The sequence below is a fragment of the Oceaniglobus trochenteri genome (assembly GCF_020529025.1).
Classification (GTDB): domain Bacteria; phylum Pseudomonadota; class Alphaproteobacteria; order Rhodobacterales; family Rhodobacteraceae; genus Oceaniglobus; species Oceaniglobus trochenteri.
This window is the reverse complement of sequence record NZ_JACNMM010000004.1, coordinates 327,726-349,491: the sequence shown is the minus strand read 5'-3', so window position 1 is coordinate 349,491 and position 21,766 is coordinate 327,726. Positions and strand designations below refer to the sequence as shown.

20 protein-coding genes are annotated in these 21,766 nt (G+C 65.3%); 13 read left to right on the top strand and 7 right to left on the bottom strand.

The window, feature by feature from the left end:
* Positions 1-67: 67 nt before the first annotated feature.
* From H7828_RS09110 to H7828_RS09100, 3 genes are all read right to left on the bottom strand, one after another.
* Positions 68-1,801, bottom strand: a complete 1,734-nt coding sequence (locus tag H7828_RS09110; protein ID WP_226780705.1) for an OmpA family protein — start codon at positions 1,799-1,801, stop codon at positions 68-70.
* 72 nt (positions 1,802-1,873) lie between these two features.
* Entirely contained in the window at positions 1,874-3,133 is a 1,260-nt protein-coding gene (locus tag H7828_RS09105) for a vWA domain-containing protein (RefSeq protein ID WP_226780704.1), read from the bottom strand.
* Positions 3,134-3,226: 93 nt separating this feature from the next.
* Entirely contained in the window at positions 3,227-4,135 is a 909-nt protein-coding gene (locus H7828_RS09100) for an AAA family ATPase (RefSeq protein WP_226780703.1), read from the bottom strand.
* Between the two features lie 128 nt (positions 4,136-4,263).
* Here H7828_RS09100 and H7828_RS09095 point away from each other — a divergent pair, with 128 nt between their 5' ends.
* On the top strand, positions 4,264-5,484 hold the full coding sequence (locus H7828_RS09095) for an acyl-CoA dehydrogenase (protein WP_226780702.1): 1,221 nt from the start codon (positions 4,264-4,266) through the stop codon (positions 5,482-5,484).
* Positions 5,485-5,494: 10 nt separating this feature from the next.
* Here H7828_RS09095 and H7828_RS09090 read toward each other — a convergent pair whose 3' ends face one another.
* Genes H7828_RS09090 through H7828_RS09080 form a run of 3 tightly spaced genes read right to left on the bottom strand, consistent with a single transcriptional unit; the run spans position 5,495 to position 9,206 of the window.
* Entirely contained in the window at positions 5,495-6,532 is a 1,038-nt protein-coding gene (locus tag H7828_RS09090) for a glycosyltransferase family 2 protein (protein ID WP_226780701.1), read from the bottom strand.
* Positions 6,529-7,425, bottom strand: a complete 897-nt coding sequence (locus H7828_RS09085) for a hypothetical protein (protein ID WP_226780700.1) — start codon at positions 7,423-7,425, stop codon at positions 6,529-6,531. Before H7828_RS09085 ends, H7828_RS09090 begins: the two co-directional genes overlap by 4 nt.
* Positions 7,422-9,206, bottom strand: coding sequence for a glycosyltransferase family 2 protein (locus H7828_RS09080; protein WP_226780699.1), 1,785 nt, complete (start codon positions 9,204-9,206; stop codon positions 7,422-7,424). Before H7828_RS09080 ends, H7828_RS09085 begins: the two co-directional genes overlap by 4 nt.
* Before the next feature lie 205 nt (positions 9,207-9,411).
* Between H7828_RS09080 and H7828_RS09075 the strand changes: the two genes are divergently transcribed.
* The 6 genes from H7828_RS09075 to H7828_RS09050 all read left to right on the top strand — a co-directional run bounded on the left by H7828_RS09075 (position 9,412) and on the right by H7828_RS09050 (position 14,031).
* Positions 9,412-10,215: a hypothetical protein gene (locus H7828_RS09075; RefSeq protein ID WP_226780698.1), complete on the top strand. Its 804-nt coding sequence runs from the start codon at positions 9,412-9,414 to the stop codon at positions 10,213-10,215.
* Positions 10,212-11,099, top strand: coding sequence for a hypothetical protein (locus tag H7828_RS09070; RefSeq protein WP_226780697.1), 888 nt, complete (start codon positions 10,212-10,214; stop codon positions 11,097-11,099). Before H7828_RS09075 ends, H7828_RS09070 begins: the two co-directional genes overlap by 4 nt.
* The gene (locus H7828_RS09065) at positions 11,099-11,794 is read left to right on the top strand and encodes a class I SAM-dependent methyltransferase (RefSeq protein WP_226780696.1); all 696 of its coding nucleotides are present in this window, start codon (positions 11,099-11,101) and stop codon (positions 11,792-11,794) included. Before H7828_RS09070 ends, H7828_RS09065 begins: the two co-directional genes overlap by 1 nt.
* Positions 11,787-12,473, top strand: a complete 687-nt coding sequence (locus tag H7828_RS09060) for an FkbM family methyltransferase (RefSeq protein ID WP_226780695.1) — start codon at positions 11,787-11,789, stop codon at positions 12,471-12,473. The genes H7828_RS09065 and H7828_RS09060 overlap by 8 nt, the downstream gene beginning before the upstream one ends.
* Positions 12,474-12,615: 142 nt before the next feature.
* A complete protein-coding gene (locus tag H7828_RS09055; RefSeq protein WP_226780694.1) occupies positions 12,616-13,542 on the top strand; it encodes a hypothetical protein in 927 nt (308 codons plus the stop codon).
* A 288-nt stretch (positions 13,543-13,830) separates the two neighbouring features.
* Entirely contained in the window at positions 13,831-14,031 is a 201-nt protein-coding gene (locus tag H7828_RS09050) for a hypothetical protein (RefSeq protein WP_226780693.1), read from the top strand.
* Between the two features lie 93 nt (positions 14,032-14,124).
* Here the strand turns inward: H7828_RS09050 and H7828_RS09045 are convergent, their stop codons facing one another.
* Positions 14,125-14,370: a DUF1127 domain-containing protein gene (locus H7828_RS09045; RefSeq protein ID WP_226780692.1), complete on the bottom strand. Its 246-nt coding sequence runs from the start codon at positions 14,368-14,370 to the stop codon at positions 14,125-14,127.
* Between the two features lie 217 nt (positions 14,371-14,587).
* Between H7828_RS09045 and pyrC the strand changes: the two genes are divergently transcribed.
* The 6 genes from pyrC to H7828_RS09015 all read left to right on the top strand — a co-directional run bounded on the left by pyrC (position 14,588) and on the right by H7828_RS09015 (position 21,714).
* The gene (pyrC, locus tag H7828_RS09040; RefSeq protein WP_226780691.1) at positions 14,588-15,625 is read left to right on the top strand and encodes a dihydroorotase; all 1,038 of its coding nucleotides are present in this window, start codon (positions 14,588-14,590) and stop codon (positions 15,623-15,625) included.
* A 79-nt stretch (positions 15,626-15,704) separates the two neighbouring features.
* Positions 15,705-16,379 (top strand): orotate phosphoribosyltransferase, encoded by a 675-nt coding sequence (locus H7828_RS09035; protein WP_226780690.1) that lies wholly within the window; start codon positions 15,705-15,707, stop codon positions 16,377-16,379.
* Between the two features lie 200 nt (positions 16,380-16,579).
* Positions 16,580-18,082: a replicative DNA helicase gene (locus H7828_RS09030; RefSeq protein WP_226780689.1), complete on the top strand. Its 1,503-nt coding sequence runs from the start codon at positions 16,580-16,582 to the stop codon at positions 18,080-18,082.
* Between the two features lie 167 nt (positions 18,083-18,249).
* Positions 18,250-19,581 (top strand): ATP-binding protein, encoded by a 1,332-nt coding sequence (locus H7828_RS22940; RefSeq protein ID WP_226780688.1) that lies wholly within the window; start codon positions 18,250-18,252, stop codon positions 19,579-19,581.
* Positions 19,582-19,650: 69 nt separating this feature from the next.
* Positions 19,651-20,697 carry an alanine racemase gene (gene alr / locus H7828_RS09020; RefSeq protein ID WP_226780687.1) on the top strand — a complete coding sequence of 349 codons (1,047 nt, stop codon included), beginning with the start codon at positions 19,651-19,653 and terminating at the stop codon, positions 20,695-20,697.
* Positions 20,698-20,898: 201 nt separating this feature from the next.
* Positions 20,899-21,714: a DNA repair protein gene (locus H7828_RS09015; protein WP_226780686.1), complete on the top strand. Its 816-nt coding sequence runs from the start codon at positions 20,899-20,901 to the stop codon at positions 21,712-21,714.
* Positions 21,715-21,766 lie beyond the last annotated feature (52 nt).

The window sequence follows — 21,766 nt, the reverse complement described above, 5'->3', positions numbered from 1 at the left end:
GCAGAGCCAAGAAAAAAGCCGCGCCCCCGGCAAGGGGCGCGGCCTTCATCCGTCACGGTGCTGGGGCTCAGTTCAGCCCGGCCACCTGCATCAGACCGGTGATCCGGCGCACACCGGCGCGGCGGTTGGCCTGTTCGGCGCCATCGGTGGCAACCTTCAGATCGCTTTCACCATAGCCCTGCACCACGAGGTTTTCTGGCGGCACGTCGAAGTATTCGCTGAGTGCCAGCGCCAGGGATTCGGCCCTGCGGTCGGACAGGATCAGGTTGGTGCTGGCCGACCCGACGGCATCGGTATGGCCTTCGACCAGGAACACCTCGTTCGGGTTGCGGTCGATCATCCGGGCGATGGCGCGGCCAAGATCGGTCAGGCTGCGGGCCTGTTCCGGCTGGATCGCGGCCGAACCCGTGGCGAAGGTGATCGTGTCCACCTCGATGGCCGGGGCCAGCTTTCGCACCTCGCTGATCTGGCGGATCTGCGACAGCGAGAAGCGCCGATCGAAGGCACCCTGACGTTCCAGCGCGGCGCGCAGGTCTTCCGCCCCGGTATCGGCACGCACGGCGGGCGCGGCTTCGGGCAGGGTCGACACGTCGACGGGTTCGGATTTCACCGTATCGTCGATCAGCGAAACCTCGGTCCCGTCGGTGCGCACCAGCACACGGCGCAGCACGCGCAGGTCGGCGTCACGCACGGTGATCACCTGGCTGCCATCGGCGCGGGTGGTGACGGTGCGGGTCGAACCGTCGTCGAAGGTGCGGGTCTGGATTTCGCTGCCAGGCTGACGCAGAAGTGCGTCGTCATCCTTCAGCACCTCCAGTTCGCCGTCCTTGCCGGTGACGACAAGGCGGTCCTGCGAGGTGCTGACCACTTCGCGGTTGCCCTTGAGGATCGCACCGACCGCCAGTGCACCGGCCCCCACCAGAAGCGCCTTTTCGAACTTCGAGAGGCCTCCGCCATCGTCGCTCTTGGCTTCCGCACCGGCTTCGGCGTTGATCTTGCCTTCGAAATCCTGATCCGAAGAGCGCGCGGTTTCCTCGGTCACGGTTTCGGTGGTGGTTTCCGCGCTTGTGGCATCGGCATCGGTGGTTGTCGCGGCAGCAGCGGCTGCGGGCACTTCGGCCTCGACCTCTGCTGCCGTTTCAGCCTCGGCCTTGGCTGCGGCTGCGGCTTCGGCTTCCTTGGCCTTCTTGCCGGGCTTGGCCTTGGGGGCCTTGTCGCCCTTCTGGCCTTTGTCGCCCTTCTGGGCCTTGTCAGCCTTCGCGGGTTTCTCTTTCGGCTTGGCCGAGGCTTCGGGAACGACTTCTTCGTCGGTCTTGGTCTCGGTGACCTCCTCGGGCGCGGCCTCGCGTTCCTCGACCGCTTCCTCCTCGGTCGCCTTCTCCTCGGCGGGGGCGGCTTCTTCGGTTGCGGGCTGTTCGCTCACCTCCGCTTCGGCGGCGGGCGCAGGTTCGGCCTCGGGTTCAGCTTCCGCCTCGGGCTCGGCTTCGGCTTCGGCTTCGGGCGCGGGCTCAGCTTCCGGCGCTGCCTCTGCTTCGGGAGCAGCTTCTTCCGCCACCTCGGCCTCGGGGGCCTCTTCGGGCGCGGCTTCGGGTTCCCCGGCTGCTTCCTCATCGGCTGCCGGTTCCTCGGCGGTGCCGTTCAACAGGCCCTCGACCGCATCTTTCACGGCCTCGCAGGGTTGTTCGGCGCCTTCGGGGCATTCGATGGCGGGTTCCGTGGAATCCTGCGCCGGCAGGACCGTGGGCACGGTCAGGGCCAGGCTGGCAAGGATGGCTGTCGTCGCTCTCAGTGATTGGCGCATGTCCAATTCCCTTCGATGTCATTCACATTCGCACACCAACGCGGTGGCACACCAAAGGTTCAACCGGGCCGATCACATCCTTGGCAAAAGGGCCCGGATGCGCGCCATTTCGCCGATGTCGTCCGGGCGGGCCAGGGCCTGGGCCAGGGCGGCAAGCGAATCGATGCTGTGCCCGGCGCGCAGGCTGTCGACATGGGGCAGCATGGCCGCGATGCCACGGGCCCTGGGCGCGAAACCGTCCCAGCGCAACAGCGGGTTGAGCCAGACCAGGCGGCGCGCCGAGAGGTGCAGCCGCCGGCATTCGGCCGCCAGCAGATCGGGGTCGTCACGATCAAGCCCGTCGGTGATCAGCAACACCACCGCCCCCTGCCCCAGCACCCGGCGCGACCAGTCGCGGTTGAAGTCGTGAAGGCAGGCGCCGATCCTTGTGCCGCCCTCCCAATCCTGCGCCTCGGCCCCTGCCGCGGCAAGCGCGGCATCGACATCGCGCTGGCGCAGGTGGCGGGTAATGTTGGTGAGCCGCGTGCCGAAGGTGAAGGCATGAACCTTTGCCCAGCCGGCGCCCTGTCGGTTGCTGACCGCATGCAGGAAATGCAGCACCGCACGGGAATAGGCGCTCATCGAGCCGGAAATATCGCAGATCGCCACCAGGTTCGGCCAGCGGATGCGCGGCGCCCGGCGGGCCAGGCGCGTGACCTCGCCCCCGCGGCGCATGGCCTGGCGCAGGGTGGCGCGCCCGTCGGTCAGCGCACCGTGGACATCGGCCCGGGTGCGGCGCGCGAGGATGGGCGGCACCGGCAGCGCGAGGCGTGAAATCAGGCGGCGTGCCTCGGCCATCTCGGCATTGCTCATCTGTTCGAAATCGAGACTGCGCAGGCGTTCCTCGCCCGACATGGTGGCCGAGGCGTCGATCTCGATCTCGCTGCCGTCCTCGTCGCGGTCGGGCTGGGGCAGATCACGCTCGATTCCTGCCAGAAGCGACTCGGCGGCGCGTTTTTCGGCCGGGCGGGCGGCGCGGTCCTCCTGAGTGCCGCGGAGGGCCGGGCTGAGCAGGGAAATCATGTGGTCGAGATAGCGCGGATCGCGCCAGTAGAGGCGGAAGATCTGATCGAAAACCACCCGCTGATCGGCACGGGAGACGAAACAGGCGTGCAGCGTCCAGTAGAAATCCTGCCGGTCGGTGAAGCCTGCGGCGGCCACCGCGCGAATGGCATCGACAATGCGCCCCGGCCCGATGGGCAGCCCGGCGTTGCGCAGGGCGCGGGCGAACCAGGTGATGTTGTGGGCGAGTTTCGGGTTTTCGGGCAGGTCGAGGGCGGGAAGCTCAGCCATGGCACGGCGCCTGCGGCGGGCGTGGATGGGGGGCTGTCTGCCCCCCGTCGCTGCGCGACTCCCCCCGAGGATATTTTCCGACCAAAGATGGGATCACCGGGAGAGTTCCGCGCGGACCGAGGCCAGAAGGCGGGCCGCCTCGCTGCCCTGGATCTTCTGGATGTCGTCCTGGTATTTCAGGATCGCGCCCAGGGTGTCGGCGATGACCTCGGGCGAGAGTTCCATCGCGTCGAGCGCCAGCAGGCACTTGGCCCAGTCGATGGTTTCGGCGACGCCCGGCTTCTTGAACAGGTCTTCGGTGCGCAGGGCGGCGATGAAGGCCACCACCTCGCGGCTGAGGGTTTCGCCGGCTTCCGGGGCGCGGGCCTTGAGGATCTCGATCTCGCGGTCGAAGGTCGGGTAGTCGACCCAGTGATAGAGACAGCGGCGTTTGAGGGCATCGTGCACCTCGCGGGTGCGGTTCGAGGTGAGGATGACGATGGGCGGTTCGGGCGCGGCGATGGTGCCCAGTTCGGGGATGGTGACGGCGAAGTCGGACAGCGCTTCGAGCAGGAAGGCCTCGAACGGTTCGTCGGTGCGGTCGAGTTCGTCGATCAGCAGCACCGGTGCACCGCCCGGTTGCGGGCGCATGGCCTGAAGCAACGGGCGAGCGATGAGGTAGTCCTCGGAGAAGAGTTCGGATTTCAGGGCAGTGCGGTCGGCGCCGCCTGTTGCCTCGGCGGTGCGGATGGCGATCATCTGTTCGGCGAAGTTCCATTCGTAGACGGCGCTTGCCGCGTCCAGCCCCTCATAGCATTGCAGGCGGATCAGCCGCCGCCCCAGCCCCGCCGCGATGGCCTTGGCAATCTCGGTCTTGCCCACGCCGGCCTCGCCTTCAAGGAACAGCGGCCGGCCCAGTTTGAGCGCGAGGAAGGTGACCACCGCCAACGCGCGGTCGCAGACGTAATCCTGCTCGGCAAGGAGCGTTCGAACGGCGTCGATGGACTGCGGGATGGTCTTCATGGGGCCTCCGGATGATCCCGGGCATTGCTGCATCTGGGCGCCGCCCCGTCAAGCGCCCCTGTGCAAAGATTGCGCAGGTGGCGCGATGGGGCTATGTGATCGGGCAGTCCGCTTGAGGAGGGTCCGCGATGAACGCCACACGAGAGATTTCCGCCAAGGATGCGCCAGACATGGCCCGGTTCACCTGGGACGATGCGCTGTTGATCGAGGATCAGCTGGACGAGGACGAACGCATGCTGCGCGACGCGGCGCGCGATTTTGCCCAGGGCGTGCTGCAACCCCGCGTGATCGCCGCCTATCGCGAGGAGAAGGCCGAGCCCGAGATCTTCCGCGAAATGGGCGAAGCGGGCCTTCTGGGCGCCACCCTGCCCGAGGAATACGGCGGGCTGGGCGCCAGCTATGTCACCTATGGTCTGATCGCGCGCGAGGTCGAGCGGGTGGATTCCGGCTATCGCTCGATGATGTCGGTGCAGTCCAGCCTGGTGATCTATCCGATTAATGCCTATGGCACCGAGGCGCAGCGCAGGAAATACCTGCCCGGCCTCTGTTCGGGCGAATTGATCGGCTGTTTCGGCCTGACCGAACCCGACGCCGGATCGGACCCGGCGGCCATGAAGACCGTGGCGAAGAAAAGCGGCGCGGGATACGTGATTTCCGGCGCGAAGATGTGGATTTCCAACAGCCCCTTCGCCGATGTCTTCGTCGTCTGGGCGAAATCCGAGGCGCACGGCGGCAAGATCCGCGGCTTCATCCTGGAAAAGGGAATGACGGGGCTGAGTGCGCCAAAGATCGGCGGCAAGCTGTCGTTGCGGGCCAGCACCACGGGCGAGATCGTGATGGACGGCGTCGAGGTGGGCGAAGAGGCGCTGCTGCCCCATGTCGAGGGGTTGAAGGGGCCGTTCGGCTGTCTGAACCGGGCGCGCTATGGCATTTCCTGGGGCGTCATGGGGGCGGCCGAATTCTGCTGGCATGCGGCGCGGCAATACGGGCTGGACCGCAAGCAGTTCGGCAAGCCGCTGGCGCAGACGCAACTGTTCCAGAAGAAACTGGCGGACATGCAGACCGAGATTTCCCTTGGCCTTCAGGGCTCGCTCCGACTGGGGCGGTTGATGGACAAGGGGCGCGGTGCGCCCGAAATGATTTCGATGATGAAGCGCAACAACTGCGGCAAGGCGCTGGATATTGCGCGGGCGGCCCGCGACATGCACGGCGGCAACGGGATTTCCGAGGAATACCAGGTGATCCGGCACATGGTGAACCTCGAGACGGTCAATACCTATGAAGGCACCCATGATGTGCATGCCCTGATCCTGGGGCGGGCGCAGACGGGGCTGCAGGCGTTCTTCTGAAGCGCCTGCCCTAGGCCGAGGCGCGGCGGAAGGTCCTCACCAACTCGCGTGCCAGGGCGTCGTCGGGCGGGGTGCTGCCCGCCGCAAGAACCAGCCGGCCCATCAGTGCTACGGTGTCGGGCTGTGCCAGGGCCGCCTGCAACGCCGCCTGGCCAAGCCGGTCACTGGCCGCCTGCGCCGCCGCAACGCCCGGCAGCGCCGACAGGCGGGCAAGTTCGGCGCGGGTGGCGGGGGCCATCCGGGCGATGCTGGCATCCTCTTCGCAGTTGAAGTTCCGCTCAATCCAATAGGTCAGGTCAACGGGCTTGTCGGTGTGGTTGGGCAGGCCCCTGCCCCGTTTCAGCAGGAAATCATGCACCGAGCGGACCGAGTAATGGTTCAACTGCACAAGGTCGGTGGCCAGTGGCGCCCCCCAGAGCATGATACGCCCGTCATCCCCGGCCATGGCCCGATCGAGCGGCCGCCCCGACCCATCGACCCAGGCGGGCACCGCGCCCTTGCGCTGTTTCGGGCGGTGGACGCCGGGTTTCTGCATCGCCTCGCGCCGGTAGAGTGTCTTGAAGAACCGCGACAAGGGCGGGTAAAGCGCCGTTGGCGAAATCGCGCGGGTATAGCTGTCGATGGTCAGGCCATCGGGCCGCGCAAGGTGTCCCGCATGCCCGAACAAGCGCCAGGGCAGGACGATGGCATCGGCACCCGGAACCGCAGCGATGAGGGCGTGGAACGACCGAAGAGCGCCGCGCAGGTTGATGAATTCGTCACAGTCCAGCACCGCGATCCAATCGGCGGCGCGGGTCAGCGGATGATCGGCGGCCTGTTTCAGCGCCGACCATTGCGGCGTGCGCCCCTCGGGCGGGGTATTGCGCACATGGGTCAGGGCACCACCGGCGGCCAAGGCATCCAGCAGCACGTCAGTGCAATCGGTGCAATCGTTCGAAAACACCAGGATATCGTCGGCCCCCGCCGCGCGGGTATGGGCGACCCATTCCAGAAGGTGTGGCCCCTCGTCGCGCATGGTCGAGATGACAAGAACCCTCTGGCGCGTCATTGGGCGGGCTGCGGGGCGCGGAACCAGTGCTGCCCGAAGAGCGGCACCAGGGTCTCCATCAGCGCGGGGCCAAGGGTGTGGGCCATGCGGGCCAGTTCGGCGCGCACCTGCGGCCACTCGGCGGCGAAGCGGAAGGAATGGTAATGGATCAGCGCGGGCGCGGCCTCTGGTTCGAAGGCGCGGTCCGAGATCGAGAAATTCCAAGCATCGGGCAGCACGTCATACCCCAGCCCATACCGTTTCAGCGCGACAGGGAGCGCCACCTGATCCAGCCAGGGGCGTTTCTGCGCCACGGCGACATCGCGGTCGATCTCGCGCGCGGTGTCCAGCCACAGTTGGCCGAAACCACGACCGGCGGCGCCGAAATCACGGTGAAACCCTACCATCCCGGCGTTGAAATAGGGCAGAAATTCGATCCGCCGCCGCCGCACCAGCCGCACCCGGTCGCGGGGCAGAGGCAGGCCGAAATGGGCATAGACCCGATCCCAGCGGTCGTTGCCCTTGCCCCAGGTCGGCGTTCCCTCGGGCACCACCGCCAATGCATCCTTGCCGATGACACCGGTATCCAGCGGCGCGACACAGACCATGTCGCTGTCAAGAAAGACCTGCCGTTCGGCCTGGCGCGGGGCGGCGCAGGCAAAAAGCTTGTTTCCATGGGGATAGGGCGTTTTCCAGATCGACGGGTCGGTGTCCAGGCGCAGCGCATCGACTCCCAGCGCCTCGAAGGCCGCCCGCACCGGTGACGGCAGATCGGTGGGGGTGGCATCGGGCAGATAGGCCAGAAGCTGCGGCGCCGGGCCGTTGTGAAACCGCAGGCTGGCGGCCAGCAGGATCGCCTGCGCGGTCAGGTGGTCGCCATCGGCGATGAAGAAGAAGGCGGTATCGCCGGTCATGGCGCAGGCCCTGCGCGCCGATATCCGGCGGCCAGCAGCGGGTCGAGCGGCAGACGCTCGGCAAATCCTGCCGCTTTCAGGGCCTTCTCATACCCCCGCCGCTCGCCATGCCTCTTGCCCCAGAACAGGCCCGCGAAGATCACCGTCGCGGGGTAGTGCCCCTTCAGGAGGCTGGCCAGATCATCCGCCGACAGGTTCGGATCTTCCAGAATCAGCAGATCGGGGGCAAAGGGCGCCAGATCCTTCACCGGGTCGGGCGAAACTGTCAGATCGGCGCCGTTGCGTTCGGCGATCATCGCGAAGGCGGCGCGCCAGCCGGCGTCGCGCTGTTGCAGGGTCAGCGTCACATCCGGGCGCGTGTTCGCCAGGTGCAACGCCAGGAAACCGGTCGTGGTGCCCAGTTCCAGAACGCGGCCAGCTTCGGGCACCAGCGATCCGATGTTGCGGGCCAGGTTGCGGGCATATTTACCCTCGGCAATGGCGATCAACGCGGGCGGCGTGAACAGCCGCGGATCGGCCGGCAGTTCGACACTGTGGTTGGCGTGCCAGTCCAGCGGCACCCGCGCCGAGACATCCACAGGCCCGCGCACCAGCATATCAAGAGGTTGCACCTTGCGCTCCTGCGGGGGCTTCTTCTTCTCCGCCTGCGCCTTTTCGCCCACGCGCTTTTCCACATCGCTCATCAGTTTGGCGATCTCGGCGGCGTCACGTTCCTTCGGGGGCTTGGCTTCGACCTGGGTGATGGGCACGGCGCTTGCCGCCTTCAGGTTCTCAACGAAATCAGCATATTCCGGGGTGTTCTTGAAGCTGGAAAGCTGCGCCTCGGCCCTCTCGAGCGCGGCGTGGTGCAGGCGGTTCAATTCCGGGTCGCGCAGAAGCGCCTCGAAAATCTCGCGTCGCCGGGCGGAATAGCGCAGCATGGTGTCGTCGCGCACCTCGTTGCGGTCCTGAAGCGACCAATAGTCGTCGTTGTACTTGTTCTTCTTGTTGTTCACGTTGCCGCGGAACTTGCGGATGGCATAGCTGTCGATGCTTTTCACGGCATAGTGGTTCATCTGCGCCCAGTCATAGCCCACCGTGCGGGTGATCGAACGCCAGCCGCGAAACTTGAAATACTCCTCCATCTCGCGCCCCGACCCGTTCAGCCATTTGACGGTATTCGGAAACTCGGTATCCAGGGTCTTGTTCAGCAGTTTTGGACGGTGGATGCCCAGCCGCCAATGGGCCGGGTCGTACTTGAACAGGGTCTTCACGCCCCAGCCCTTGTTCCACATGGGCGGCGCGGCCATCAGGTATTGTTCGGTCACGAAATCGCGCGACCAATCCACCACCCCGCCCGACCCGAAGATCCGCCAGGTGATGACCATGCCGTTGGCCCCCTGCGCCTCCATCTCGTCCAGCATCGGATCAAGTGTTCCGTCGCCATGGCGCAGGCAGAGGAATTCGTCGGCGTCGAAAACCAGCACCCAGTCGGCAGCCTGCACCAGGGGTTCCTTCGTGGCGTATTTGATCGCCGAGGGCTGGGGTTTCACGCCCTTGGGGATGTCGTTGCGCCGGTGATGGGCCAGGCCCAGCTGTTCCAGCCGGATCAGCATGTCGTCGGTGCCGTCGCTGCAATCGTTGGTATAGACCAGCAGATCGGTAAAGCCGACGGCCATGTGATGGGCCACCCACTCCAGCAGGAAGGGGCCTTCGTCCTTCATCATCGACACCGCCATCAGCGTGCCGTGGCGGCTGACGTTCCTGGCGGGAATGCCCGCGATGGGTTGCGAAACGCTCACCTTCTCATGCCTTCACCTGCCGCACTTTTCGCTGTTTGACGCGAAATATTCACTTTTCCCGACCATAGACCAACCCCGAAGCAGCGCACAACAGGCCGTGCTGGACAGGGCGAATCGCATAAGGCATTGTGTCGAAAATGGTAAAAAAATCCGTGCTGATCCCCGGGATCGGGGCCGCAGGATACCGAGGATAAAAGGGGCAGGCATGGAACGGCGACCGGTCGCATCGCTCTGGATTGGCGAAAGATTACAATACATCAACCAGTTGTGCCTGCTGTCGCATGTGCGCCAGGGCCATCCCACCACGCTTTATTGCACCGACACCGTGGAAAACGTGCCCGAGGGCGTGACGGTGCGCCGCGCGGATGAGATCATGGACATTCCCATGGATATCGTCGCCGAAACCAGCGCCTCGTTCCTCTCCAACGTCTTTCGCTACAAGATGATCCAGAAGACCGATGAGATCTGGATCGATTGCGACGCCTTCTGCCACCGCCCCTTTCCCGATGACCTTGATCACATCTATGCCGGGCACGGGATGCGCGGCGCGCTGAACTGCGGCGTGGTGAAGATTCCGCAAAGGGGCGCGCTGATGGATGCCCTGCTGGATTACTATGACAACCTGCCCCCCGCCCCGCCCTGGTTCAACGACCGCCAGAAGCGCCGCCTGGCCCGCCAGCCCGAAGACCTGCCCCACGCCGCCCGCATCTATCGCGCCGAACGTACGGCCTTTGGCCCGCAGGCCTTCACCCATTTCGCCAAGGTCACGGGTGACATCGACCGCGCGATGACGGCCGATGTGCTTTACCCCGTGCCGTTCCAGTTGAACGACGTGTTCTTCGATCCGCACGGCCATGTCGAAGGCTGGTTCACCGAGGCCACCCTTTCGGTTCACCTCTACACCAACGGCACCCGCCCCTGGTGGCGCAAGCACGCGCCGCTGAAGAATTCCTACGTGGCGCGGATGTGCGACCAGATCGGGGTCAACCCCAAGGACGCGCTGGAATGACCCACCGCCTGACCTTCGCCTATATCGTCGAGCCGCCCGAATACCAGATCTTCGCCTGCACCCTGCTGGCCAGCATCCGGTTGCAGTTCGGCGACGATGTGGGCGCGGTCGGCTATTGCCCCGAACACCGGATGGACGAACTGCACCCCGCCGTCTTCAAGGCGCACGAGATGATGGGCGCCGAAATCCGCCCGATGCGCACCAGGGGCATGTGGGACAGCGAATATCCCCATGGCAACAAGATCATCGCGGCGATGCAGCCGCGCGACAGCGAATTCAGCGCCTTCGTGGACAGCGACGTGTTGTTCCTGCGCCCCAACAGCCCCGAGAACCTGATCCGCCAGGGCCATGTCTCGGCCTCGGTCGCCGCCTCGAAAACCTGGAGCGGCGAGGAAATCTGGCCCCCCATCTACGGCGCCTTCGACATGCCCCTTCCGGTTGAGCGGGTCGAATACATGCGCCGCCCGGTCGGGCCTGTCATGCCCTATTACAGCGCCGGTCTGGTGGTCTTTCCGGAAAACGGCCGGTTGCGCTTTCCCGATATCTGGCACGAAACCGCGCAGCGGATCGACCGTATCGACACCCTGGACAACCGCCGTCCCTACCTTGACCAGATGAGCCTGCCCGTCGCCATCGCCCGCGCCGGCCTGCGCTGGAACGAATTGCCCGAGGAACAGCACTTCATCATGGGCGGGCGGCTGCGCGGCGAACCCCTTCCCGAGGATCGCGAGGTCTTTACCGTTCATTACCGCCACAACGGCGTGCTGAAGGACTCGGGGCTTCTGGGCACCGCCCGGGCGATGTTGCAGGAAAAAACCGGCGTTCCCTTCGTGCGCCGCCTGACCGAGGGCAACGTGCGCAAGGCCCGGCGGGAACAGGCCTGATGGGCATTTCGCTGATCCCCGGCTTGTTCATGGCGCGCCATGCCCGCCATGCGGCGGGGGCGCGAAACGGCGTGATCCTGGGGCGGCAGAAATTCCACATGCCCCCGCGCCGCATGACCCGCTTCGTGGCACTTCTGAACACCATGGGGTTTAAGGTAAGCGAAGACACGATCACCCAGGACGACGGATTCACCGAAACCCTGTTCGCCGCCCTTGGCTATCCCCCGATCGAGGCGATGGATTTCACCGACGCCGAGGGCGCGCAGCATATCCACGACCTGAACCGCCCTGTCCCCGACGCCCTCCATGAACGCTTCGACATCGTGATCGACGGCGGCACGACCGAACATATCTTCTATATCGGTCAGGCGCTGGACAACTGCTATGCCATGCTGCGCCCCGGTGGGCTGATGCTGTCCTATGTCTCTTGCGACGGGTGGTTCGGCCACGGGTTCTTCCAGACCGGGCCGGATGTGCCCTGGCGCTATTGGCACCATGCCCGCGGCTGCGAGATGCTTGAGGTATCGGTGGTGGGCCGCAAGACCCCGCGCACCGTCGTCACCATCCCCGACCCCACCGGCCAGCCCCGCGGGGGCGAGAGGTTTTTTGAAGGGCCGCAGATGCTGCTTTATGCCTGCCGCAAACCCCTTGACGCGCCAGCCTATTCCCCCCCCATACAGGGCCATTATGTCTGACGAGACACCGCAGAAATCGCCCGCCGAGGTGCAGGCCGAAAAGCTGATCCGCCGCCAGAAACGCAACCTGCGCAAGGCCGAGGCCGAGGGGTTCATGGCCGGCATCTGTGCCATGCTGCGCCCGGGCGATACCGTGCTGGATTGCGGCGCCAACATGGGCGTTGTCACCGCGCAACTGGCCGCGACCCCGGCGCAAGTCATCGCCTATGAGCCCGATCCCTTCGCCTTTGCCCGCCTCACCGACCGGTTCGCCGACACCGAAAACGTCAGCCTCATCAACGCCGCCGTGGCCGCCGCGCCCGGCACCGTGCGGCTGATGCGGGCCGAGAATTTCGACGAGAACCCCGAAGGCGCCTCGGTCAAATCCACCATCCTGAGCGGTGGGCGATCCATCGCCGCGACAGGCGGGATCGACGTGCAATGCCTCTCGTTCCTCGACATCCTGCGCGATCTGGCCCGCCCCGAAGCCCCCCTGGCCTTCGTCAAGATGGACATCGAAGGTGCGGAACTGGAAATCCTCGAAACCATGCTGGAGCAGGATCTGTTTTCCCACGTCCGATGCCTTGTCGCCGAAACCCACGAGCGGAAATTCAAGGACCTGCGCCCCCGGTTCCGCGCCCTGCGCGCCGAGATCACGCAGCGTTTCGCGCCCGGCCATGTCAACCTCGACTGGATCTGACAGACCGACAATTGCTGGCCCATGCCAGAAAAAGACTTATTCTCAGCACAAAACGAGACCATTTGTTGGTTAAACCGGTGCCCGAGGGACGAGGGCGACGACTGGCTCGAAAGGTGTTAGAACGATGAAAACGCAGGAAATTATGGCCGACGATGCGTTCGACGACGATCTGGACGAAGATTCGATGGACGCCGGATCTCTGAACGAATTCGCCTATGCGCTGAACCCCTCCCACTATATCCGCTTCCAGCGGCGCGGCCCCGCCCTTTTTGTCAGCTTCGAAACTGAACGCGGCGAGGACAAGCTGGCAGACCGTATGTCGCGCTTTGACGACCTTGCGGAAGACATGGATTGGTCGACCCTGACGCTGGTGTCGCGGGGCGATACATGGTTCCGCGCGCCCGAGGTGATCAATTTCTTCGACGCCCTGGTCGACGGCACCCTGCTGGACCAGTTCGAAACCGTGCTGTTCTATGGTCAGGGCTCGGGCGGGCATGCCGCGCTGGCCTTTGCGCTGACCGCGCCGGGCGCAAGGGTGATGGCGCTGGCCCCGCAGGTGGGCCTGGGCGCCGATGCCCCCGACGATCCGCGCTTCCCCGACGCCGGGGAAATCGATTTCACCAGCCGCTATCCCGTCAGCGCCGAAAGCCTGGCGGCGGCAACCTCCGTGCTTCTGCTCAGCGATCCGAATCAACCGCAGGACCGCGCCCATGCCCGCGCCATCACGGGCGGTGACCTGCGCCGCCTGTCCTGCCGCAACATGGGGTCGGACATCGAATCCGGCCTGACCGAACTGGGCCTGCTTGAAGAAATGGTGGTACGCGCCATGGAGGGCGAGCTGGACGCCACCGGCTTTTACGCGGCCCTGCGCGTGCGCCGCGACGATCCCGCCTGGCTGCGCCGCCTGATCGGCCGCCTGATCGAACAGAAGCGCCCGTTGCTCGAGGCGCTGGCCGTGCGCAACGTGGCACAGCGGACCGGTCGCCACAGGTTCACCAAGCGGTTCGAACAGATCGAGGCGGACCTTAAGCAGCAGGGCATCGCCATTCCGGCCTCGCGCTCGGCCTGACAAGGGCGCCAACGGGCCCCGCCTTGCCCGGATGGGCATGGTGGGGGTCATGTCGTGGCGCGCCTGCGCGCCGCCGCTGGATCACCCCGGTCGGCGGCGATCTTCCTGCCCAAGACCGGAATGGGCAGTCTCTTGCCCAACACAACATCCCCCCGTGTCAGGCGCGCCGCGTTGTTGTAATCCTTCAACTTCGATGCAATCGATGGCTGGCCTGCGCATCTGTTCTCTGGTTTAATGGGGAAAGTGCGGCTAGGTTTCGATCACCAAACAAGAAAAGAGCAGTACACCATGAAAATTCTCTTCCCGACCATGCTTCTGGGGCTGGCCGCCTGTGTCGAAACCACGGATCAGGGACAGCAGACCACCGCCAAGGCGGCGTTCGAGCCGACGGCCCCTGTAGAAGCCGCCGCGCCGGTCGAAGAAGCCGCGCCGCAATATACCGTGCAGCGCAAGGGTGGCGTCGTCACCATCGTCGGCAGCCTTCACTGACCGCCAACAGGTCTTTGCCTCGTTCCTCTATTGACGGCTCGGCACGCAAACCCGTGCCGGGCATCGCAATGGGCGCGCCCGGCGCCTGACTGCTCAGTCCTTCAGGAAATCGCTGTAGACGTAGTGGATGATCTGATCGCGCGACAGGCCGATGTCGGCCAGGTCACGATCGGACAGCGCGTTGAGGTTGGCAATCCGTGCGCGGCGCTGGTTGTATTCGCGGCTGACGGTGATTGCCTTGCCGAATGCCGTGAACCACGATGCCAGGCCCGAACGGATGGCACCGCCCTGGGATGCTGCAGCTGCATTGTTGCGGGATTCGAAAGTTGCGGTTGCCATGATCAGGTTCCTCGTTTCATCTTTTCAATATCTTCCGTTGCCTTTCAAATAGGCCCGATCGTCCGGAAACGGGAGGCACGATTGCGCAATGCCGCAATGCAGCAGACGCAAGGCCACGCGGGGAGAACCGGAAATGCCCCCGCGCCAAGGCCCACGCCCGATGGCGCCGTGATTTGCCCACTGGAAACCGCCATCGCGACGGGGTAACCAACGGGCCATGACCCGTATCACCCTGCCCCGCCCCGACGATTGGCACCTGCATCTGCGCGACGGCGCCATGATGCGGGCCGTGCTGCCTGAAACCACCCGTGATTTCGCCCGGGCGCTGATCATGCCCAACCTGGTGCCGCCCGTGGTGACGGCCGCGCAGGCGACGGCCTATCGCGACCGCATCCTGGCCGCGATGCCCGAAGGGGCCGATTTTCAGCCGCTGATGACGCTTTACCTGACCGAAGAGACCGAGGCCGCCGATCTGCGTGCCGCCGCCGAAAGCGGGCTGATCACCGCGGTCAAGCTTTACCCGGCCGGGGCGACCACCAATTCGGCCAGCGGCGTGTCCGATTTCACCAGGGTGAAGCCGGTGCTGGAGACCATGGCCGAGATCGGCCTACCGCTTTGCGTCCATGGCGAGGTGACGGACCCTACCGTGGACATCTTCGACCGCGAGGCAGTGTTCATCGACCGCGTGCTTGACCCGATCCGCCGCGAGATTGCGGGCCTGCGCGTGGTGATGGAGCATGTTACGACCCGCGACGCCGTGGACTACGTTCGCGCGGGCGGGTCCGACCTGGCCGCCACGATCACGACGCACCACCTGGTGATCAACCGCAACCACATCCTGGCCGGTGGGATCAGGCCCCATTATTATTGCCTGCCCGTGGCCAAGCGCGAAGAGCACCGCCGCGCCCTCGTCACTGCGGCCACCTCTGGCGAGGCGGCCTTCTTCCTCGGGACGGACAGCGCACCGCACCTGGACAGCGCCAAGCTGATGCCCTGCGGCTGTGCCGGTTGTTTCACCGCCACCAACACCCTGTCGATCCTGGCCGAGGTTTTCGAGGCCGAGGGCGCTTTGGAGCGGCTTGAGGGCTTTGCCTCTCGCCATGGTCCTGGCTTCTACGGCCTGCCGGTGAATGAAGATCGCGTGACACTGGAAAAGGGCGAACCGGTCAGTTATCCGGCGGCCATCGCCACCGAGGACGGACCGGTTACGGTGTTCGATCCGATGATGCCCCTGCATTGGCGGGTGGTGGCCTGACGGCGGGGCCGAGGCGCGGAATGCACCGTCGGAGCCTCCGGCGGGGATATTTGTTGACCAAAGATGGAAGGGCGGCTTCATGATACCCAGCGGGTTTCCGGCCAAGGACGAGATTGCGCGGCTCACGGCAGGGATGCTGCTTGAGATCGGGGCGGTTCATTTCAACGCGACCGAGCCCTTCAAGCTGGCCTCGGGGCTGCCTTCGCCCACCTACATTGATTGCCGCAAGTTGGTGTCTTATCCGCGAATCCGCAGCATCTGCATGGATTTCCTGGCCGTCACGGTCATGCGCGAGGCGGGGTTCGAGGCCTTCGACAATGTCGCAGGCGGTGAGACGGCGGGCATTCCCTTTGGTGCCTGGGTGGCTGAACGCCTGGCCCTGCCCATGACCTATGTGCGCAAGAAGCCCAAGGGATACGGGCGCAACGCCCGCATCGAGGGGGTGATGACCGAGGGCCAGCGGGTGCTTCTGGTGGAGGATCTGACCACCGACGGGGGCAGCAAGCTGTCCTTCGTGGATGCGATTCGCGACACTGGCGCGACCTGCGGGCATACGGCCGTGATCTTCTATTACGGCATCTTCCCCGGCACGATCGAAACACTGGGCGGGCACGGTGTGCAGTTGCACCACCTGTGCACCTGGTGGGACGTCCTGGCCGAGGCGCGGCGGCGGGCGGCCTTTGACGACGACACACTGGACGAGGTCGAATCCTTCCTGCGCGCCCCCCGCGCCTGGCAGGACGCGCGCGGCTGACGTCGGGTTTGATCGGCGGAAAGCCTCCTTCGCCACAGCACGCTGCGGGCAGATGTTGACGACCTTCGGCGTCGTGTCGCAAGATGCGGTGCGACGCCGGGCCTCGGGAAACTATCCACAGAAAGATACAATTTGCACCCCACCGGGTGAAGGCCCTAAGACCCCCGGTACGTCAGGCAGGCATTGGTACGAGGGCAGAGATGAACGAGATCGCAACGATCCGCAGTGGCGAAATTTCAGCGGAAGGCGGCGAGGCGCCCGACCTTCTGCCCCACAACATCGAGGCCGAGCAGCAGCTGCTGGGCGCGATCCTGACCAACAACGACATTTTCGACCGCATCGCCAGCATCGTCAACGAAAGCCATTTCTACGATCCGGTGCATGCGCGGATATACGAGATTGCCGCGGCCCGCATCGCCAAGAACGCTTTGGCCAGCCCGGTCACGCTGAAGGCGTTCATGGAGGACGATCCGGGCCTGAAGGAGCTGGGCGGGCCGTCCTACCTGATGCGGCTGGCGGGGGCGGCGATTTCATCATTCGCGGCACGCGACTATGCGCAGATGATCCATGATCTTTCGGTCCGCCGCGAGCTGATCCAGCTGGGCCGTGACATCAGCGCCAAGGCCGCCAAGGTGGACGTGGCGAGCGAGCCGAAAGAGCAGATCGTCGAGGCCGAGCAGCGGCTTTACAAGCTTGGCGAGGCGGGCCAGGCCAGCCAGGGGTTCCAGAGCTTTCTGAAGGCCGTCACCGACGCGGTGAATGTCGCCAACGCCGCCTATCAGCGCGAGGGCGGGCTGTCGGGCGTGTCCACCGGCCTTGTGGACATGGACAAGAAGTTGGGCGGGCTGCACAAGTCGGACCTTCTGATCCTGGCCGGGCGGCCGTCGATGGGCAAGACATCGCTGGCCACCAACATCGCCTTCAACATCGCCAAGGCCTACAAGCGCGGCCGCCTGCCCGATGGCAGCGAAGGCGCGGTGGATGGCGGCGTCGTGGGCTTCTACAGCCTTGAAATGAGCGCCGAGCAGTTGGCGGCGCGTATCCTCTCGGAGGCCAGCGAGGTGCCCAGCGAACAGATTCGCCGGGGCGACATGAACGAGGCCGAGTTCCGCCGCTTCGTCGAGGCGGCCAAATCGCTCGAGGCCTGTCCGCTGTTCATCGACGACACCCCTGCCCTGCCGATCAGCCAGCTGGCCGCCCGGGCGCGAAGGCTGAAGCGCACCCATGGGTTGGACGTGCTGATGGTGGACTATCTGCAACTGGTGCGCGGAACCGGGCGCAGCGAGAACCGGGTGAACGAGATTTCCGAGATCACCATGGGGCTCAAGGCCATCGCCAAGGAACTGGACATTCCGGTGGTGGCGCTGTCGCAGCTGTCGCGCCAGGTGGAAAGCCGCGACGACAAGCGCCCGCAGCTTTCGGATCTGCGGGAATCGGGTTCGATCGAGCAGGACGCCGACGTCGTGATGTTCGTGTTCCGCGAGGAATACTACAAGGAACGCGAGAAGCCCGGCGATCACGAGCTGGAAAAGGTCGCTGCCTGGCAGGAAGAGATGGAGCGTCTGCACGGACGCGCCGAGGTCATCATCGGCAAGCAGCGGCACGGCCCCATCGGCACGGTCGACCTGTCGTTCGAAGGGCGGTTCACGCGCTTCGGCAACCTGGTTCAGCCCTGGCAACAACAGGGCGACACGGAGTTCTAGCGGGGGTCGGGAAAACCCCCATTGCGCCGGTCACGGAAATGGTGGCCTGATCGCGCCCGGGAAACGGCGAACCGGGCCGATTGTGATACAATATCGGGCCAGGCCCATTTCGGGCCAGGCACGGCGAAAAGGCCTGCCGCGCGACGGCATTTGATTGGGATAAGACCGTGCCAACATCCTATGCCGCCCGCGTCGACGAACAATGGCTGCGGCTTCGCCGGATTCACGATGCCGATGTCGGCCGCTCCTACGAATTCCTGCTGCGCAACGCCATCGTCGTCAGTGTCTCGCTGACGCTGGTTCTGGTGACGGGGCTGACGATCGTCCTTTGGTGGCTTCTGGTTTTCGAGACCATCAACGTCGGATACTTCACCTACATGAAGCGGCAGCGCCCGCCCGGAACGCGCCGGCAATACCGGGTGGCCGTGGCCTTTTACGTCGTCACGACCAGCTTCTTCGCGCTCATGCCCCTCTATCTCTGGACGCTGCCCGACCCGGCGGTGAATGCCGTGGCGGTCGGTGCGCTGTTCGGGCTGTCGATGCTGAACCTCACGCGCCACACCTTCGATCCCAACATTGCCAGGGCCGACATGGCGGTGGTGGGGCTGTCGATCCTGTTCATGGGGTTCTACTGGATCGCCGGGTTGGGGATGACCGGTGAATCCCTGCTGATCGGGCTGGGCGCCATATGCAGCGCCGGATACTACGTCTACGCCCATATCGACGGGCTGAAGCTGCGCACCCGGGTGATGGAGAACGAGCGGCGCGCAGGCCAAAGCGCCAAGATCCAGGCCATCGGTCAGCTGACCACCGGAATTGCCCATGATTTCAACAATATCCTGACCGTAGTTCTGGGCAACATCGAACTTGCCAGGTTGGCCCCCCACGCGGCCGAGGCCGACGAAAGCCTGACCGAGGCCCATCGTGCCGCCGAACGGGCGGCGGGCCTTGTGGCACAGCTTCTGGCGTTCTCGCGGCGCGCGCAGCTTAATCCGGTGCCGGTGGATGCGGGCAACATGCTGGAAACCTTCGGGCGCACCATGCAGCGGATACTGCCCGCCACGATCACCCTGCGCCACGAACTGGCGCCCGGTCTGCCCCCTATCCTGTGCGACCGCCCATCGCTGGACACCGCGCTGATGAACCTGGTGATCAACGCCCGCGACGCCATGGAGGGGCGCGGCACGATCACCGTGGCCATCACGCGGGCCGAGATCCTGTCGGACACCGACGACGAGCTGCGCCCCGGCACCTACGCCCGAATCGCGGTGCGTGACACCGGCTCGGGCATCCCCGACCACCTGATCGACCGGGTGGCCGAACCCTTCTTCACCACCAAGTCCATCGGTCAGGGATCGGGGCTTGGCCTGCCCATGGTCAAGGGGTTTTCCGAACAGTCCGGCGGCGGGTTGGAGATTGCCAATACAGCCGCGGGCGCGGAAATCGCCATGTACCTGCCCCTTGTCACCACCGCGGCGCCCGACAGCCAGCGGCGCTGAGCCGCCGAGGCGAATAATTTCCCTCTTCGGCCCCTTGCCTCGGCCCGCGGGCTTGGTCACAAACGGCGCATGGCAACAGGAACGCTTCACATCGATCTCGACGCCCTCGTGGCCAACTGGCGTGCGCTTGATGCGCTGTCGGGGCCGGGGGTTGAAACCGGCGCCGTGGTCAAGGCCGATGGCTATGGCCTGGGCGCGGGCAAGGTGGCGCGCGCGCTGCAAAGGGCGGGCGCAAAGCGGTTCTTCGTCGCCGTCGCCGAGGAAGGCGCGGCCCTGCGCCAGGAAATCGGGACCGAGCCGGCGATCCATGTCTTTTCCGGCCACATGCCGGGCGACGCCGACATCCTGCACGATCTGTCGCTGATCCCCATGCTGAACAGCATCGAACAGATGACCCGGCATTTCGAATCCCTGCCCGGCCACGCCTTCGGCGTGCAGCTTGACACCGGCATGAACCGCCTTGGCCTTGAGCCGACGGAATGGGGCGCCGCACGCGCGATCGTGATGGCCCAGAAACCCCGCCTTGTGATGAGCCACCTTGCCTGCGCCGACGACCCCGAGGACAGGATGAACGCCGAGCAGCTTTCGGTGTTTCACGACATGACCGACGACTTGGGCGTGCCCCGGTCGCTTTCGGCGACGGGCGGCATCCTGCTTGGCCCCGACTATCACTTCGATGTCACCCGCCCCGGCGTCGGGCTTTATGGCGGCGCCCCCTTTGGCGAGGCTGAGCCCGTCGTGCGCCTGTCGCTTCCGGTGATCCAGACCCGCGACGTCGCGGCAGGTGAAACCGTGGGCTATGGCGCCAGCTGGACGGCCGAGGAACACACTGTCATCGCCACCCTGGCCGCCGGTTATGCCGACGGGCTGATCCGCGCCCTTGGCAATGTTGCCGTGGTCTTTTCCGAAGACACCCCCTGCCCCCTGGCAGGACGGGTTTCGATGGACCTTCTGACGGTGGACATCACCCACCTGACGCGGGTGCCCGACCACCTTGATATTCTCTGTCCGCTTCAGACCATCGACGATCTGGCCGATGCGGCCGGCACCATCGGCTATGAGATCCTCACCTCGCTGGGGGCGCGGTATCATCGCCGCTACGCCGGGGGCGCCTGATCCGGGCGATTCCGTTTCGCCACATTTGCGCCATCTTTGGCGCGAATTGTCGCCCGCCCCAATACAATCGCGTGCCAGTTGGTTAACTGTATGCGCAACAAGGGGTTATAACCCGCCAACCCTGCCCGATCCTTGACACATTCCCCCCCGCCCCGCGAGATCGCGGTGAAGGGTGCAGTGGGTGTACAAGGTATGGACAGTTTGAAACCTCCCCCCGTGATGGGGTTGGGAACGATGGCGCAGACGGGCGCGCTGGTGGCACTGGCGGTTCTGGCCGGGTTGATGGGCGGGCTGACGCTGATGTCCCTTGCCGGGATCGCCCCCTGGTTCGAGATCGACGCGCGCTATGGCGGCGTCACCCTGCCCTGGGCCGGTGTCGCGCTTCAGGTCGGGTTCACGCTGTTCTGCGTCGGGCTGTGCTTCTTCCTGCCCGCCAGCCGCCGAATCCTGCGGCTGGAACAATCGCACCGCGACTTTCACATGAACATGGAGGATGTCGCCCGCGCCTATCGCACCAGCCATGCCGCCGACCGCGCCGGGCTGTTCCGCGCCTCGTCCGAGTTCGATTCGGTGCGCGAGCGCATCAACCACCTGCGCAACCACCCCGATCTTGGCGCACTTGAACCGGGCGTGATGGAGGTGGCCGCCCAGATGAGCCACGAATCGCGCGAGCTGGCCCGCATCTATTCGACCGAAAAGGTGGAACGCGCCCGCGAATTCCTGCGCGCCCGCCAGGAAGAAGCGGCACGCATGGACGACACGATCAAGATGGCCCGCGACACCTGCGACCAGCTGCGCCACTGGCTGCTGGAGGTGCAGACCGAAGAGGCGCTGGTGCGCCGCCATCTCGGAAAGCTCGAAGCCGATCTTCTTGAGCTGCTGCCGCAACTGGGCTTCGAAACCTCGGTCGAGGATCGCGCCAGGCGCGGTGAAACCGTGATTCCGCTGAACCGGCACATCGGCGAACAGGCACAGCGCCTCCAGGCCCTCTCCCAGCCCCAGGGCCGCGACAAATAGAACACAGCGCGACGAATTAACGCAACGATTGGAACGAACTGGGCAGAAATCC

What these genes read in the sequence shown, in the direction of transcription:
- H7828_RS09110 (WP_226780705.1), bottom strand. Translation starts at nt 1,801, where the DNA reads ATGCGCCAATCACTGAGAGCGACGACAGCCATCCTTGCCAGCCTGGCC.
- H7828_RS09105 (WP_226780704.1), bottom strand. Translation starts at nt 3,133, where the DNA reads ATGGCTGAGCTTCCCGCCCTCGACCTGCCCGAAAACCCGAAACTCGCC.
- H7828_RS09100 (WP_226780703.1), bottom strand. Translation starts at nt 4,135, where the DNA reads ATGAAGACCATCCCGCAGTCCATCGACGCCGTTCGAACGCTCCTTGCC.
- H7828_RS09095 (WP_226780702.1), top strand. Translation starts at nt 4,264, where the DNA reads ATGAACGCCACACGAGAGATTTCCGCCAAGGATGCGCCAGACATGGCC.
- H7828_RS09090 (WP_226780701.1), bottom strand. Translation starts at nt 6,532, where the DNA reads ATGACGCGCCAGAGGGTTCTTGTCATCTCGACCATGCGCGACGAGGGG.
- H7828_RS09085 (WP_226780700.1), bottom strand. Translation starts at nt 7,425, where the DNA reads ATGACCGGCGATACCGCCTTCTTCTTCATCGCCGATGGCGACCACCTG.
- H7828_RS09075 (WP_226780698.1), top strand. Translation starts at nt 9,412, where the DNA reads ATGGAACGGCGACCGGTCGCATCGCTCTGGATTGGCGAAAGATTACAA.
- H7828_RS09070 (WP_226780697.1), top strand. Translation starts at nt 10,212, where the DNA reads ATGACCCACCGCCTGACCTTCGCCTATATCGTCGAGCCGCCCGAATAC.
- H7828_RS09065 (WP_226780696.1), top strand. Translation starts at nt 11,099, where the DNA reads ATGGGCATTTCGCTGATCCCCGGCTTGTTCATGGCGCGCCATGCCCGC.
- H7828_RS09060 (WP_226780695.1), top strand. Translation starts at nt 11,787, where the DNA reads ATGTCTGACGAGACACCGCAGAAATCGCCCGCCGAGGTGCAGGCCGAA.
- H7828_RS09055 (WP_226780694.1), top strand. Translation starts at nt 12,616, where the DNA reads ATGGCCGACGATGCGTTCGACGACGATCTGGACGAAGATTCGATGGAC.
- H7828_RS09050 (WP_226780693.1), top strand. Translation starts at nt 13,831, where the DNA reads ATGAAAATTCTCTTCCCGACCATGCTTCTGGGGCTGGCCGCCTGTGTC.
- H7828_RS09045 (WP_226780692.1), bottom strand. Translation starts at nt 14,370, where the DNA reads ATGGCAACCGCAACTTTCGAATCCCGCAACAATGCAGCTGCAGCATCC.
- pyrC (WP_226780691.1), top strand. Translation starts at nt 14,588, where the DNA reads ATGACCCGTATCACCCTGCCCCGCCCCGACGATTGGCACCTGCATCTG.
- H7828_RS09035 (WP_226780690.1), top strand. Translation starts at nt 15,705, where the DNA reads ATGATACCCAGCGGGTTTCCGGCCAAGGACGAGATTGCGCGGCTCACG.
- H7828_RS09030 (WP_226780689.1), top strand. Translation starts at nt 16,580, where the DNA reads ATGAACGAGATCGCAACGATCCGCAGTGGCGAAATTTCAGCGGAAGGC.
- alr (WP_226780687.1), top strand. Translation starts at nt 19,651, where the DNA reads ATGGCAACAGGAACGCTTCACATCGATCTCGACGCCCTCGTGGCCAAC.